Consider the following 14,092-nt stretch of genomic DNA (forward strand, 5'->3'; position numbering starts at 1 on the left):
ATGAGCTTCGGGCTGGTGTCCTTCGGCGAGGCGCTCGGCGATCCGGCGCCGGTGGCCGACGTGGTGGGTGAGTACACCGACGACGTGCAGCGGGTCCTCGGCTACGGCTACCGGCAGGTGCACCGCGCCGCGCCGGAGGTCGGCGTGACCGACCTCGCCGAACGGGCCGCCCGCCGGGCGCTCGACGCCGCCGCGCTGGCCGCCGCCGAGGTGGACCTGCTGGTGCTGGCCGTCACCGACGTCACCGAACACCTCTACTGGGACGCCGCCGCCGACCTGGCGCACCGGCTCGGCGTGGTGGACGCCGAGGCGGTGCTGCTCACCCAGGCCTGCACCACAGGTGTGCTCAGCTTCGACACCGTCGCGGGCCGGTTCGCCACCCACCGGGGGTACGCCACCGCGCTGGTGGTGGCCGCGAACCGGACCTGCGAGGCGTACTGGAACCGGATGGACACCCAGCCCATGGTGTTCTCCGACGGCGCGGTCGCCACGGTGGCCCGGCGCGGGCACCCGCGGCTGCGCTGGCTGGCCACCGAGGCCGCGACCGACGGTCGCTACGCCGGGTTCCACCGGCTCGACACCGGCGGCGCGGCGGCGCCCTTCGGGCCCGGCGGCGAACCGCCCGCCGCCCTCGACGGGTGGCACGTGATGGAGTTCTTCGACTACGACGCCGAACAGTTCGCGCAGTTCGCCCGCGAACTCGACGAACGGGCCGTGCGGGTCACCGAGCGGGCCTGCGCCCGGGCCGGCGTCACGGTCGCCGACCTGGCGCGGCTGATCCTGGTCGGCGACAACGAGCGGGCCATGGCGTCCCTGGCCGCCGCGCACGGGGTGCCGCTGACGCGGACCAACCGGGAGCTGGCCGCCGAGCACGGGCACCTCGGGGCCGCGGACCAGCTCTTCGGGCTGAGCCGCCTGCTCGCCGCCGGGGAACTCGGCGCGGGCGACCGGGTCGCGTTGATCTCGCTGGGCCGGGGCATGCACTGGGCCTGTACCATCATCGAGGTATAGGCGTCGATCACCCGGTCGGTGTGCCAGCGCGCCGCCGCCGCTGCCGCCGGAGATCCGTTCCGGAAGGGACACGGCATGTCCAGTCGGCTGGTGCGGCTCGTCGCCGACGTGCTGGAGCTGCCGGTCGACGAGGTCGACGCGCAGACCGGGCCGGCCACCACGGCCGCCTGGGTGAGCCTGCGCCACCTCCAGATCGTCGCGGCGGTCGAGGACGCCTACCGGGTCACCATCACCCCCCGGGAGATCCGCGCCGTGCGGTCGGTGGCGGACCTGCGCGCGCTGCTGGCACGGCGGGGCGTCGAGGAATGACGGCCGACGCGCCGTCCCCGCTCGGCGACGCCGACCTCGACGCCGGGCTGCTCATCCGCCGCTTCGAGGAGGAACTGCTCCGGCTGTACGCCGACGGCCACCTCGCCGGCACCACCCACACCTGCCTGGGCCAGGAGCACATCCCGGTCGCGCTGGCCCCGCTGCTGACCGGGGACTTCGTGTTCAGCAACCACCGGGGGCACGGGCACTACCTGGCCCACCGCGCCGACCCGCACGGCCTGCTGGCGGAGCTGCTCGGCCGGGACGGCGGGGTGTGCCGCGGGCACGGCGGCAGCCAGCACCTGCGCCGGGACGGGTTCCTGTCCACCGGTGTGCAGGGGGAGAGCCTGCCCGCCGCGGTCGGCGTCGGGCTGCACCTCAACCGCACCGGGCAGGACCGGATCGTGGCGGCCTACATCGGCGACGGCACCTGGGGCGAGGGCGCGGTCTACGAGGCGCTCAACATGGCGCAGCTCTGGCGGGTGCCGCTGCTGGTGGTGGTGGAGCACAACCGGATCGCCCAGTCCACCCCGACCACCGCGCAGTTGGCCGGCACCATCGCCGGCCGGGTCGCCGGGTTCGGGATCACCGTCAGCGAGTCGGACTCGCTGGACGTCAACGAGGTGCGGGCCGGTGCCGCGCCGCACGTCGCACGCGTCCGCGCCACCCGGCAGCCGCACGTGCTGGTGCAGCACACGGTCCGGCTCGGCCCGCACAGCAAGGGCGACGACTCCCGCGACGCCGACGAGCTGCGCGAGCTGCGGCGGCTCGACTGGCTGGAGCGCTACGCGACCGCGTACCCGGGGCAGTTCTCGGCCGCGGACGCGCGGGCCCGGCGGCGGGTCGCGGACGTCTCGGCCGAGGTGCGGTCCCGGCCGTTGGTGAGCGGCGGCGTGGCGTGACCCGCGCCGAACGGGTGAGCGAGAACCTCAACCGCGCCCTGCACGAGCTGTTCGCCGCCGACGACCGGGTCTGGCTGCTGGGTGAGGACGTCGCCGACCCGTACGGCGGCGCGTTCAAGGTCACCCGGGGGCTGTCCACCGCCTACCCGGACCGGGTGCTGTCGACGCCGCTGAGCGAGAACGGCATCACCGGCGTCGCGGGTGGCCTGGCGCTCTGCGGTGACACCGTGATCGTCGAGATCATGTTCGGCGACTTCGCCGGCCTCGCGTTCGACCCGATCCTCAACCTCCTCACCAAGTCCGTCAGCATGTACGGCGAGCGCGTCCCGATGCGGGTGGTGGTCCGCTGCCCGGTGGGCGGCGGGCGGGGCTACGGCGCGACGCACAGCCAGAGCGTGCAGAAGCACTTCATCGGCATCCCGCACCTCGCGCTCTTCGAACTGTCGCCCCTGCACGACGCGGCCGACGTGCTCGCCGCCGCGCTGCGCCGGGGTGAACCGGCCATGCTGTTCGAGGACAAGGTCCTCTACACCCGCCGCCGGTACGTCGACGGGCGCGTCGACGACCGCCTCGCCGTCGAGATGCGGGGCGCGGACCGCAACTGGGCCCGCGTGCACGACCCGGCCGCCGACACCGCGCCGACGCTTGTCATCGCGCCCGGCGGGGTCGCCGACCGGGCCATCGCCGCCGCGCGGGACGCCGCCGGGCGGGGTCGCGCAGTCGAGGTGCTGGTGCCGGCCCGGCTCTACCCGGTCGACGTCGACGGGCTGCGCGGCGTGCTCGACGGCGCGGCCGGGGTGATCGTCGCCGAGGAGAGCACGGCCGGCGGCACCTGGGGCAGCGAGGTCGCCGCCCGGCTGCACGCCGAGGCGTGGCCGCTGCTGCGCCGGCCGGTCGAGCTGGTCAGCTCCGCCGACCGCGTCATCCCGTCCGCCCCGCATCTGGAACGCGCGGTCCTGCTCGGCGCGGACACCATCCTGGACCGGATCATGCGCGTGCCGGCGGGCGGGCCGGTCGCGCCGCGGGCGGCCGGCGCCGGCCCACCGCCGGCCGTGTCGCGTCCGGCGGGGACGGTGGAGCCGGGTGTCCCGGTGGGGGTGCCCACGCTGAACCCGACCGACGAGAGCTACCTGCTGCTGGAGTGGCTGGCGCCGGCCGGCGCCACCGTCGGCGTGGGGGAGCCGATCGCGGCGGTCGAGACGGCCAAGGCGATCGAGGAGCTGACCGCGACGCACGCCGGCGTGCTGCGGCACGACGTCGCCGCCGGGGCGGACTGCGTCCCGGGGGCCACCATCGGCCGCATCCTGCCCGCCGACGCCGCGCCGGCCCCGACGTCGCCGCCCCCGCAACCGCCGTCGCCGCCTTCGGAACCGCCGTCGGGCCCGGTCACCGTCCCGGCGGCTGCGGACCGGCCTCCGGTGGCGTCGCCGGTCGGACGGCCCCTGCCACCGGCGCAACGCCGCGTCGCCGAGGTGGTGGCGACCTCGCACCGGGAGATCCCGGCCGCGTTCACCGTGGTGCGCGTCGACGTGACGGCCGCCCTCGGGTACGCCCGCCGGGCCGCCGACGAGACCGGCGCCGATGTCGGCCTCACCGAGGTCGTCATCGCCGCCGTGGCCGCGCTGCACGACCGGTTCCCCGACCTGCACGCCACGCTCACCGGCGACGGCCGGGTGCGCGACGCGGCGCAGCCGGCGATCGGGCTGACCGTGGACGTCGGCACCGGGCTGTTCCTGCCGGTGATCCGCGACGCCGCCAAGCTGGACCTGGGCGACCTCGCCGACGCCGTGGTCGCGCTGCGCATGAGGGCGCTGCGCAACCGGCTGTCCGAGGAGGACATGGTCGGCATGACCTTCCTGGTCGCGCTCAACGACACCCCGGGCGTGACCCACGCCCGGCCGATCATCCCGCCCGGCGTCACCTGCGCGCTGTCGGTGCCCGACGTGCAGCGCGAGGTCGTGCTCGACGCCGACGGCTCGGTCCGGGAGCGGACCGTCGCGGACCTCGGCCTGGCCTACGACCACCGGCTGGTCAACGGGGCGCGGGCCGGCGCGTACCTGGCCGCGCTCGCCGCCGCCCTGCAACGGTGACCCGGCCGACCGGGCCGCGTACCACGGCACGACGCCCGGCGGTGTGTCGCTCCCTGATCGCCGGCTAGAAGAGCACGCGCCCACCTGCGGCGTGACCCCTGACGGCGGTGGTCCGGAGGTCCCGGCTGACGATCATGCGCTTCAGCCACCGGTCCGTGCCGTCGTACCGGCTGCGGAACGCCTTGCGGCCGTGCACCGCGAGGTAGTTGTCGACGACGAGCAGCGACCCCGGTTCGATCACGACGGGTCGGCTCACCCGGCGCAGCTCGGTCATGAGCGCCTCGACGGCCCGCTGCGCCACCGGATCGTCGTCGACGCACCGCATGAACGGCCGGTCGATTCTCAGGTACGGGTGCAGCTCGGCACCGAACAGCACCGACACCGGCTCGGGCGCCTCCCGCATCGCCGTCGCCCGCCCGAGGGCGGGATGGTCGGGATGCCGCTGCCGGAGCTGGCGAACGTGCTCGTCGTCGGGCCGGATCAGGAACCGCGGCCGGGACAGCACGGCCCGGTCCTCGTCGCTGAGTCGCACGTCGCGGACCGACGCGAGGTAGGTGGGGACGGCGTCATGGTTGCGCATGCCGAACAGCAGGAGGTAGTCGCAGCGGGCGGGATGGAAGCCGTCCTCGGTGTGGAACTCCAGGAAGACGTCGCTGCTGTGACCGCTCTGCCGCTGCTCCTCCCCGCGGATCGGCAGGATGTTCTGGATCATCGCGCCGGTCTGCAGCGTGGACCACGTGAACGGGTCGCCGAGGGCGAGTCCGCACAGCGCCATGAAGATCTCCTGCCGGCTGCCCGTGCGGCTCGCCAGGGCGCTCTCCCAGTGATCCGGTGTCGCATCCACCTCCTCGTCCGGGGTGGGAAACCCCTGGACGAGACACCCGGCTGCCGGTTCGTCGCGGCGGAAGCGCTCCAGGAAGACGCGTAGACCGGTGGGCAGACGCAGGTAGGCGTCCCAGTGCCGGTCGTAGAACGCGGGATCGGTCGGCGGCTCGACGAGCCCGTCGAGTTCGTCGATGACGGACCGGACGACCGCCACGTCGCGCGGGCTCAGCGTGTAACGCATGATGGTCGTGTCGAGCGGCATGCCTGTCATCTGCTTCCCCGAGTGGTCGGCACCGGCGCTCGGCAGCCCGCGGTCCCGCCGGCGCGCACCGGGGTCATCGCCACACCGTCCGGGGCGGGCCGTCGAAACGGTGTCCGCGCAGCAGCTCGCGCACCGGTGCCTGAAGTGGGTTGTTGGTGTAGAGGCCGCCGCCCAGGTCGAGGCGACTGCCGCCGTGCGGGTCGCAGAACCGCCCGCCCGCCTCGCTGACCAGCAGGGTCCGTGGCGCCACGTCCCAGACCTGCCCGCCGTCGTCCAGGACGATGTCCACCGAGCCCTCGAGCAGCGCGCCCACGATGGAAACGGGGTCCTCCACCCAGGTCGCCCGACCCGAGAGTGCGACGCGTGCGCCGCTGTCCACGGAGATGAAACCCCCGGCGCGGGCGTGCCGCAGGTGTGACCGGGCCGAAACCCGCAACGGCGTCCCGGTGGCCATCGGGGTGGCGGAGTCGCTCCGGTATGCGCCTCCGCCACGCACGGCCCACCAGCGGAGGCGGTCGCACGGTCTGGTGATGACGGCGACCCGCACCTCGCCCGCCACCTCGAGTGCCACGTGCGTGCCCCAGGCCCGCCCGCCGGCCAGGAAGGACTCGGTGCCGTCGATCGGATCGATGATCCAGCGGCGCTCCGCCGCACCGTGGCCACCGCTCTCCTCGGTCAGCACCGCGTCGTCCGGACGTTCGTCGCCCAGCTTCCTCAGCACGGCCGCCTCGGTGGCGATGTCCGCGGCGCTGACGGGTGTCCCGTCGTGCTTGCTGTGGTGCGGGACCTGCCGCCGGTGGAAGGGCAACGACGTCTCGTCCGCGAGGTCCGCGAGGCGGTGCGCCAGGAGGAGGTCGTCGTGAAGTGGTGTCTCCATGATTCGTCCTCCCGGTCAGGCGCCGGAGCGTCGCAGCCGCTCCAGGGCTTCCTCCCGGAAGCCGGCCGCGACGGCGTCACCCCCGGGGTCGAGCGAGGCCTTCTTCGCGTTGAACGCCCGGACCCACAGCCCGGCCGCCCAGCACACCTCCCGGTCGTCACGGCTCCAGCTCAGACCGCGCGCCCGCTCGTACGCGTCGACGAATGCCGCCGTCTGCCGCACGGTCGGGGCCCCCGGCACACCGCCCACCACCGCGAAGACGCCGGCAGCCGCGCCGGCGACGGCCGCCTCCGGAAGGCTCACGACGCTGTCCCAGTCGTGCACCACGTGCAGCCGACCGCCGTTCCACAGCACGTTCTGCGCCTCCCAGTCGCCATGGCCGATGACCGGTGGCAGGCGGTACGCCCGCAACCGCTCGCGTACCCGACGGCCGACCTCGTCGAGCCATGCCGGCCCAGGGTGCGCGTTGAGGTCCTCCGGACGGTCGTCGGGGATCGGCCAGGGGCCCTCCTGGCGGTGGTCCCACCAGACCCACGGGGGCGGCGGGTCGAGAGCGGGCAGCGGCCCCATCGACGAGGCCTGGGTCACCAGGCGCGCGAGGCCGGCAGCCGAATCGGTGACGTCGGCGGCCATCCCCGTCTCGGACGGAGCTGGGCGGACCAGTTCCTCGACCGTGACGCACCGGCCGTCCTCCTCCAGCGGTCCGGCCAGGAGGCGGGCACACGGAAAGCCCGCCGACCACAGGTGCCGGTGCACCGCCTCGCACGCCTGAATCCGCGCAGCGGCCTGCCGCACCTTGACCACGACCTCCCGGCCGTCGTCGAGGGTCATCCCGTGGACGGTGGAGAGGTGCGCTACCCGGAACAGTTCCGCACGCGGTCGGGCGCCGGTCATCCGCAGTGTCAATCGGTGCAGTTCCGCCGGCTGAAGCATCATCGATCAAGTCTGACTGAAGCTGGGCGCGGGGGTGGCGGGCAGTGACCGCGTGTCCGCTTCCCCGGACAGGTGGGCCTGGAGGTCGTGCAGCATCCGACGCCACGGCTCGGTGGGGAAGATCCGGTCCAGGGCCGCCCGGTTCGTCGCGCCGCCACCGGCCCCGAGGCGGGACGCGGGGTCGTGCAGCGCCCGAGCGACCTCGCTGCCGGCACCGCTCCTCGACCCGGCTGTCGCGCCCAGCCGCAGGCAGCGGAAGTCCGAGCCGTAGACCTGGTCGAAGGCGTCGTAGGGGGTCACCGCGCTGGGCAGCCCGGCGGCGGACGCCAGGGCCGGCCCGAGGCCGATCGTCTCGACGTCGGTGACGTTCGGCGTGAACAGGACGAGCCCGTCGCGGGACGCGGCGACCCGCAGGAGGTCCACCTCGTCGAGACGCCAACGGCCGCCGCCGTCCTGGTAGCTGCCCAGTGGAACACCGCCGAGGAGAACGACGTCCTCCTCCACCCGCAGCTCACGGATCAGGGCCAGCACCTCGGCCGCGTAGTCGGCGTCCTCCTCCAGGCTGCCGAACACCAGGAGGTAGGGGGCGGGCAGCCCCGACCGGACGCATGCGGCCCTGGCCGCGGCGAACACCTCGACGGCGATCTCGACGCCCTTGATCCGGAACATCCTGACGGGTACCAGGACCAGCGGGCGATCCGGTGCCAGCCCATGCTGGCGCAGGAACGCGTGATGCCGTTCCTCGAGGTGCCCGGTCGGCACGGTCGGCAGGACGTTCGGGAGCACTCTCGGCACCGCGTCGGTGGGGTACTCGCGGGCCTCCGCGGCCAGCTCCTCCGAGATCACCACCCACCGGACGTGGTCCTCGGCGGTGGGCAGGGGCGTGAACTCGTTCGGCGCGGCGGGATACACCCGCTGACCGTCCTCCACGATGGCGCAGGACCCGAAGAGATCGTGGTCCCAGAACAGCACTCCGCCCGGCCGTCCGCCGGAGCCGTAGCGGGCCCGGACGGCGGCGTGCAGCCCCGCCGTCACCGGCACCGCGTCGGACAGGGTCATGTTGACGGCGACCACCCAGTCGACGTCGTATTCCGCCAACCAGCGGAGGAAGTAGTCCCGGTAGCCTGTCGTCATCGCGGCGATCCGGGAGCGCAGGTCGGCCCGCTCCCCGGCGGTGAGGTCCGTGGCCCGGGCGACCTGGCGGCGCAGGTCCTGCCACCGTTCTGGCAGGTCACCGTGGACCGCGGTGACCACGGAAGAGCTGTCCAGGACGTGCAGCCAGGACGGGTAGCCGTCGACGATGGCACCGCGTGGGTAGAAGTCGCCCTTGTCCGGTCGCCACGAGTAGCCCAGGTCGGCCGGCACCGGTAATTCGACGAGGCCGTCGGTGATACCGATGTCCAACACGTTGCGAAAGATTGTCAGCAGGCCGCTGATCGGCAGCCCGTCCCCCGAGACAAGCCCGAACTTCATGCGAGGCCCCTTCCGGCCGTTCAGCGGATTTCGGTTTGCATGATTGCTTCGACCAGGGTCGCGCCGGAGGACGTGAGCGTCACGGTTCCCGCCGCCCGGTCTATCTGGGCCAGTCCGCGCCGCTCCAGCGACAGGAACCGCTCGCCCCAGTGGCCGCGGAGCAGTGATTCGCTCTCCGGGAACCTCGCGCCGTGCACATCGGCGCGCAGCGGCTGGCACGTGGAAAGCGCCATTCGAATGGCCCGCGTCTCCCGCTCGCGCGGTGAGATGGCGGTGATGGTGTCGAACGGGATGCGGCCGGCGTCGATCTCCTGGAGATAGGTGGCCGGACGCGTGACGGCGCTCGCCTCGGACAGGTCGCTCCAGCTGTAACCGCCCAATCCGATACCGACCTGTGGGACCTGGAGGTGCTGGTCGAGATTCAGGCTGCGCCAGCGCTGCGGCCCGAGGGATTTTTTGGGGAAGTACGTGGTGGGGTGTTCGTAGTAGCCCGCGCCGAGAAGCTTCTCCACGGCCATTTCCCGCATCTGGTACTGCTGCCCCAGGGTGGGCCAGGCGTGTCCCTCGGCTGCGATGCGGGCCCGCACCCCGGCGTCTTCCCACACCGCGGGTGAGACATGGCCGATTGCCGACTGCACCTCGGCGAAGGACCGGAGGTGCAGTTTGATCATCACGACCGTGTCGAAGCCTTCGTCGACCATGACGTCGACGTCGCGCAGGAAACCGTCGACCGACTGACCCGGCAGGCCCCAGACCAGGTCCGCGTCGACCCGGTCGAAACCCCGGGCTCTCGCGTTTCGCAGTGCGGCGAGGGCCTGCTGCCCGGTGTGGCGGCGGTTCGCGAGTCTCAGCAGCTCGTCGTCGAAGGACTGGACGCCGTACGTCAGCGTGTGGAAGCCGTGCGCGGCCAGGACGCCCAGGTGGTCGTCGGTGATGCTGTCGGGGCTGCCCTCGGCGCGCAGCGAGGTGTCCTCGGTGAACCGGAAGCTCTTCCGGTAGAACGTCAGAAGGCGGTCCAGCTCGGCGGGCGGGACGGCCGTGGGTGTGCCGCCGAAGAGGCAGAACTCACCGACCGGTGTCTGCCGCATGGACGGGACCGCGGCCAGCCAGAGCCCGGCCTCGGCGATGTTGGCGTCCACCCACCGCCGCGCGGTTGCCTCGGCGGTGTCGGTCTGGTGGTTGAGCACCAGGATCGGAAATTGACAGAAATTGCATCGGTATCGGCACAGCGGGATGTTGGCCCACAGGTGGAACGAGGGGGACCGGGCAATTGTGTGGTGCAGGTCCGACAGGAGTCTCTCGCTCGATGTTTCTTGCTCGTCGCCGGGAAAGACATGCGTGAACGCCTCTTCGGAAACATATTCCAACAGGTGCGCGTTCCGGGGATCTGACAGGACGTCGACGATGCCCGCTCGCGGGAACGCATCGTCGTGCTGGTGCAGGCTCCACAGCGCGGCACTGCGGTCGTACGCATGAGGTTCGACGCGCAGCCCGTCAGTCATCGCCATCGTTCCCCCGATTGATGAACCATTAAAGGCAGCCAATGAACCTGACACTTTATACGTCTGTCACAATGCTCGGCAAGGGTCTTGACGGAAGAATGTTCTTGATCTAGTATGCGGTTGGCGTCACTTAGTCGCAAACGAGACTCGCAGGCTCGGGCATCGTTTCCGATCGGCGTCCGGGGGCCGAGGTGACAGTCGTCTTCGGGGATACTTCCTCATTGTTCCGGCGCAAACGGTGCGCCCGTCGACCCGGCAATTGACGATCGAACACGTCCGGCAAATCTGGTGGAGGGCGCAGCGTGGTGGAGCAACCGGATGACGGAAACGGGCCGGCCCGCGTGGTGATTGTCGGTGGCGGTCTCGCCGGGCTCGAACTGGCTCGCCACCTGGACGTCGCGGGCGTCGACGGTGTGGTCGTGGTCGAGGCGGGACCCGACGGGGACCGGCGGCATGTCAACGCCGTGCACGACCCCGGGGCCGCGCTCGACATGTGGCTGGACTCGGACACCGCCGCTGACCTGTGGCGGCCGTGGGAATCGGCCACCCCGCCGTTCTACACCCGGCACGGCGGGCTGCGCCGCCGCCTGGGCGGACGGTCGCTCTACTGGCACGGCGTCATCCTGCCGATCGAACCGTGGGCGCTTGCCAGCCCGCCCTGGCCCGCAACCGTCGTCACCGACCTGACCGAGTCCTGGAACGGTGGACCGGGCCTGTACGAGCGGGTGAGCGACGACCTGGCGCGGTGGCGGTCCGAGGTGCCGGCGCCGCCGCCCCCGCCACCGCTGACCGTGGCCGGATGGCGTCTCCAACCGACGCCGAAGGCGCTACGGCCGGCGGGTCGCGCCGGTTGGGAGGCCTACAGCCCGCTGTCGTACTGGACGACGCCCGGCCGGGCCCCCTCGACGCGGTTCCGCACCGACGCGCGGGTCCTCGGCGTGCTCGTCGACGACGGACGAGCCGTCGGCGTCCGCGTCGTCGACGGTGCCGGACACACCGGCGACGTACGCTGCGACACGGTGGTTCTCGCCGCCGGGACCATCGAGAACAGCCGGCTGGCGATCCAGGCCCGGCACGACGTCGGGGTCTCGTCGGGCTCCGAGCTGAGCGGGCTCGCCGACCACATCGAGCAGGGCATCATGGTGGTCCTCGACGTCGATCGACTGCCGCCCGCGATCGCCGAGCTGGCCCTCGCCGACTCGTCGCACCAGATGCCGGTGGCCGGCTCCCGCACGCGCCTGTTCACCCGGTTCTATCCGCTGACCGGCAGCGACGGCAAGCGGGTGGTGCTGGAGGCGTTCGCGACGGGCGAGCAGGTCTCCGACTCGTACGCAAGCGTGCGGTGCCGGGTCGACGCCCGGTGGCCCTGGCCGACGACGGTGCACGCCGGTCTGTCGCCGGCCGACCGGGATGTCGTCGAGGAGGGTCGGCGGATCCTGACCGCGTTCTGGCAGGACCTGGCGGCGCTCGTCGGCCTGCCGCCCGGCGACGTGTCGTTCCCGTCCTTCGACGACCCGGACCGGACGGTGGCCGACGTGCTGCTCGGCCTCGGCGGAGACGTCGAGGTCGGGACGCCGACCGGATGGTGTTCACTGCTCGGCACGGTGGACCACGAGGGCGGCACGCTGCCCGTCGGCGGTCTGCTCGACGAGCGCCAGGAGTTCCGGGACATCCGAGGGCTCTACGCGGTGGGCCCGTCCACCTTCGCTCGCAGCGGCGCGGCCAACCCGTCGCTGACGACCCTCGCCCTGTCCCGCCGACTCGCCGGGCTGCTGGCGAAGGCGCTGCCCTGACCGTGGCCGGCCGTCTCCCCACCGATTCCGCCCTGCGCGCGGTCACCGTGGTGTTCTTCCTCAACGGTGTCATCGTGGGCGCCAGCCTCGCCCGCGTGCCGGCCCTGCGTGACCAGGTCGAGGCAGCGACCGGGCCGCTGGGTCTGGCGCTGGTCGCCGTCGGTGTCGGGTCCCTGGTCGCCATGCCCTTCACCGCTCACTGGACACGACGCTTCGGCAGCGCCCGCGTCGTGCTGGCCGCGGCGGCGGTGTGCGGCACCGCCTGGGTGGGTGCCGGCCTCAGCACGTCGGTGCCCCTGCTCGGCGCCGCCCTGTTCCTTGTCGGCGCCGGCATCGGTGTCTGGGACGTGGCGATGAACGTGCAGGGACACCGCGTGGAACAACGCGACGGCCGGGCGCGGCTGCCGTGGCTGCACGCCTGCGTCTCGGCCGGCGTGGTGGCCGGGGCGGGCTTCGCCGCGCTCTGCGGTCGCCTGGGCCTGCGTCCGCTCGCCCAGTTCACGGTGGTGTCCGCGGCCGTCGTCCTCTCGACCGCCCTCGCCGTGCGCGCCTTCCTCCCGGACACCGATCCTCGTCCTGACGGCACGCAGCCCGATCGTGGTGGGCCGTCCGGCGCGCGCCGGCGCAGCATGTGGTGGTATCCGCCGGCGTTGCTGGTCGGCCTGGTCACCGTCAGCACGGCGTTCGGTGAGGGTGCGGCCGGTGACTGGCTCGCGCTCACGATGGTCGACACGAAGGCGGTGTCGGAGGCGTCCGCGGCGGCCGGCTTCGCCGCCTACAGCGCGGCCATGGTGCTCGGCCGGGTCTACGGCGGCCGGGCCGTGAACCGGTGGGGAAGGGTCGGAGTCCTGCGGGTGTGCGGTACGACGGCGACGGCCGGGGTGCTCCTCGTCTGCCTGGCGGACGCGACGCCCCTGGTGATGGCCGGTGCGCTGCTGTGGGGCGTCGGCCTCTCGGTCGTCTTCCCGGTGACCATGTCGGCGGCGGGGGAGCTGGTTCCGGGGCGGGGGGCCGAGGGCATCACCGTCGTGTCGACCATCGGGTACGCCGGCTTCCTGCTCGGCCCACCGCTGCTCGGCCTGGTGGCGGACGTCTCGCGACTCGACCGGGCCCTGCTGATCGTCGCCGCCTTCACGGCCATGATCGCGGTGGCGGCGACCGCCACCCGGGAGCGCGTGCCCACCCGGACGGTGGTCGACGACGTGACGGGCAGCGATGTCCGCTGACCTCCTCCGACCGCCGGTACGGATGGTGCTCGGCCTCGCCGACCTGTGCCGGGCGGCGCCGCCCGACCTCCAGGCCCGCGTCGACTCGCTGGTCGCCCAGGCAGCCGCTGCCGGCGTCACACTGATCGACACGGCGGACGCCTACGCCCCGCGCTCCGGGCGTTTCGGTCTCGGTGAGGTGGTGGTGCGGGCCGCGGTGCGGCGCCTCCCCGCCGCGTCCCGGCCGGTCGTGCTGACCAAGGGCGGCCACACCCGCCCGGAGGGGAGGTGGGACACCGACGGCAGCTTCGACTACCTTCTCGGTGCGTGCCGGGCGTCGCTGCGTCGGCTGGGCCGCGACAGTCTGGACCTCTACACCCTGCACCGTCCGGACCCGAAGGTCGACTTCGCCGAGTCGCTCGACGCCCTCGCCTCGATCGTGGCCGCCGGATGGGCACGCGGCATCGGGTTGTCCAACGTGTCGGCCGATCAGATCCGCCAGGGCCGCGAGGCCCTGGGTGAGTCGCTGGTGGCGGTCCAGAACGAACTGTCGCTGGTCAATCCCGCGGGTCTGGCGGAGGTCCGCGTGTGCGCGGAGTTCGGCCTCGCCTTCCTCGCCTGGGCGCCGCTGGGCGGCGCCGGTGTCGCCCGGCGACTCGGCGAGGTCGTCCCCGAGACCGCCCGCCTCGCGTCCGCGTACTCGTGCACCCCACAGCAGGTCGCACTCGCGTGGTTGCTGGCCGTCGGCGCGCAGGTGGTGCCCGTGGTCGGGGTCAACAGACCCGGGTCGCTACGCGCGAGCGTCCGCGCGACCGGCATCGACATGGCCGCGTCGGACGTGGCCCTGCTCACCGAGGCGGTCACCGGCAGGGCGTCCGCACGTCCGTGAGGACACCGCCCGGGGACGAGA

Annotated in this window: 12 protein-coding genes; 7 read left to right on the top strand and 5 right to left on the bottom strand. The window is 73.0% G+C overall.

What is annotated here, in order from left to right:
- From VKK44_RS09680 to VKK44_RS09695, 4 genes are all read left to right on the top strand, one after another.
- On the top strand, nucleotides 1–1,011 hold the full coding sequence (locus VKK44_RS09680) for a 3-oxoacyl-[acyl-carrier-protein] synthase III C-terminal domain-containing protein (RefSeq protein WP_343446533.1): 1,011 nt from the start codon (nucleotides 1–3) through the stop codon (nucleotides 1,009–1,011).
- 75 nt (nucleotides 1,012–1,086) lie between these two features.
- Entirely contained in the window at nucleotides 1,087–1,320 is a 234-nt protein-coding gene (locus tag VKK44_RS09685) for an acyl carrier protein (RefSeq protein ID WP_281939165.1), read from the top strand.
- Nucleotides 1,317–2,222, top strand: coding sequence for a thiamine pyrophosphate-dependent dehydrogenase E1 component subunit alpha (locus VKK44_RS09690; protein ID WP_343446534.1), 906 nt, complete (start codon nucleotides 1,317–1,319; stop codon nucleotides 2,220–2,222). The genes VKK44_RS09685 and VKK44_RS09690 overlap by 4 nt, the downstream gene beginning before the upstream one ends.
- Nucleotides 2,219–4,312, top strand: coding sequence for a 2-oxo acid dehydrogenase subunit E2 (locus VKK44_RS09695; protein ID WP_343446536.1), 2,094 nt, complete (start codon nucleotides 2,219–2,221; stop codon nucleotides 4,310–4,312). The genes VKK44_RS09690 and VKK44_RS09695 overlap by 4 nt, the downstream gene beginning before the upstream one ends.
- Before the next feature lie 64 nt (nucleotides 4,313–4,376).
- Here VKK44_RS09695 and gntD read toward each other — a convergent pair whose 3' ends face one another.
- The 5 genes from gntD to VKK44_RS09720 form a co-directional block, all read right to left on the bottom strand.
- The gene (gene gntD, locus VKK44_RS09700; protein ID WP_343446537.1) at nucleotides 4,377–5,399 is read right to left on the bottom strand and encodes a guanitoxin biosynthesis L-enduracididine beta-hydroxylase GntD; all 1,023 of its coding nucleotides are present in this window, start codon (nucleotides 5,397–5,399) and stop codon (nucleotides 4,377–4,379) included.
- Between the two features lie 73 nt (nucleotides 5,400–5,472).
- Nucleotides 5,473–6,276 (bottom strand): inositol monophosphatase family protein, encoded by an 804-nt coding sequence (locus tag VKK44_RS09705; RefSeq protein ID WP_343446538.1) that lies wholly within the window; start codon nucleotides 6,274–6,276, stop codon nucleotides 5,473–5,475.
- Between the two features lie 15 nt (nucleotides 6,277–6,291).
- Entirely contained in the window at nucleotides 6,292–7,107 is an 816-nt protein-coding gene (locus VKK44_RS09710; protein ID WP_343446539.1) for a phosphotransferase, read from the bottom strand.
- 108 nt (nucleotides 7,108–7,215) lie between these two features.
- A complete protein-coding gene (locus VKK44_RS09715; protein ID WP_343446540.1) occupies nucleotides 7,216–8,682 on the bottom strand; it encodes a glycosyltransferase family protein in 1,467 nt (488 codons plus the stop codon).
- 20 nt (nucleotides 8,683–8,702) lie between these two features.
- Complete coding sequence (locus tag VKK44_RS09720; protein ID WP_343446541.1) at nucleotides 8,703–10,184, bottom strand: radical SAM protein; 1,482 nt, start codon at nucleotides 10,182–10,184, stop codon at nucleotides 8,703–8,705.
- Nucleotides 10,185–10,486: 302 nt separating this feature from the next.
- Here VKK44_RS09720 and VKK44_RS09725 point away from each other — a divergent pair, with 302 nt between their 5' ends.
- The 3 genes from VKK44_RS09725 to VKK44_RS09735 are packed head-to-tail and all read left to right on the top strand — an operon-like array spanning nucleotide 10,487 to nucleotide 14,071.
- Complete coding sequence (locus VKK44_RS09725; RefSeq protein WP_343446542.1) at nucleotides 10,487–11,977, top strand: GMC family oxidoreductase; 1,491 nt, start codon at nucleotides 10,487–10,489, stop codon at nucleotides 11,975–11,977.
- Nucleotides 11,978–11,979: 2 nt separating this feature from the next.
- Entirely contained in the window at nucleotides 11,980–13,203 is a 1,224-nt protein-coding gene (locus VKK44_RS09730) for an MFS transporter (RefSeq protein ID WP_343446543.1), read from the top strand.
- Nucleotides 13,193–14,071: an aldo/keto reductase gene (locus tag VKK44_RS09735; protein ID WP_343446544.1), complete on the top strand. Its 879-nt coding sequence runs from the start codon at nucleotides 13,193–13,195 to the stop codon at nucleotides 14,069–14,071. Before VKK44_RS09730 ends, VKK44_RS09735 begins: the two co-directional genes overlap by 11 nt.
- The last annotated feature ends 21 nt before the right edge of the window (nucleotides 14,072–14,092 follow it).

Source organism: Micromonospora sp. DSM 45708, assembly GCF_039566955.1.
GTDB lineage: Bacteria > Actinomycetota > Actinomycetes > Mycobacteriales > Micromonosporaceae > Micromonospora.

Bases quoted from the DNA above. Each gene is read 5' to 3' on its own strand.
- VKK44_RS09680 (WP_343446533.1), top strand. From the start codon at position 1: ATGAGCTTCGGGCTGGTGTCCTTCGGCGAGGCGCTCGGCGATCCGGCG.
- VKK44_RS09685 (WP_281939165.1), top strand. From the start codon at position 1,087: ATGTCCAGTCGGCTGGTGCGGCTCGTCGCCGACGTGCTGGAGCTGCCG.
- VKK44_RS09690 (WP_343446534.1), top strand. From the start codon at position 1,317: ATGACGGCCGACGCGCCGTCCCCGCTCGGCGACGCCGACCTCGACGCC.
- gntD (WP_343446537.1), bottom strand. From the start codon at position 5,399: ATGCCGCTCGACACGACCATCATGCGTTACACGCTGAGCCCGCGCGAC.
- VKK44_RS09705 (WP_343446538.1), bottom strand. From the start codon at position 6,276: ATGGAGACACCACTTCACGACGACCTCCTCCTGGCGCACCGCCTCGCG.
- VKK44_RS09710 (WP_343446539.1), bottom strand. From the start codon at position 7,107: ATGACCCTCGACGACGGCCGGGAGGTCGTGGTCAAGGTGCGGCAGGCC.
- VKK44_RS09715 (WP_343446540.1), bottom strand. From the start codon at position 8,682: ATGAAGTTCGGGCTTGTCTCGGGGGACGGGCTGCCGATCAGCGGCCTG.
- VKK44_RS09720 (WP_343446541.1), bottom strand. From the start codon at position 10,184: ATGACTGACGGGCTGCGCGTCGAACCTCATGCGTACGACCGCAGTGCC.
- VKK44_RS09735 (WP_343446544.1), top strand. From the start codon at position 13,193: ATGTCCGCTGACCTCCTCCGACCGCCGGTACGGATGGTGCTCGGCCTC.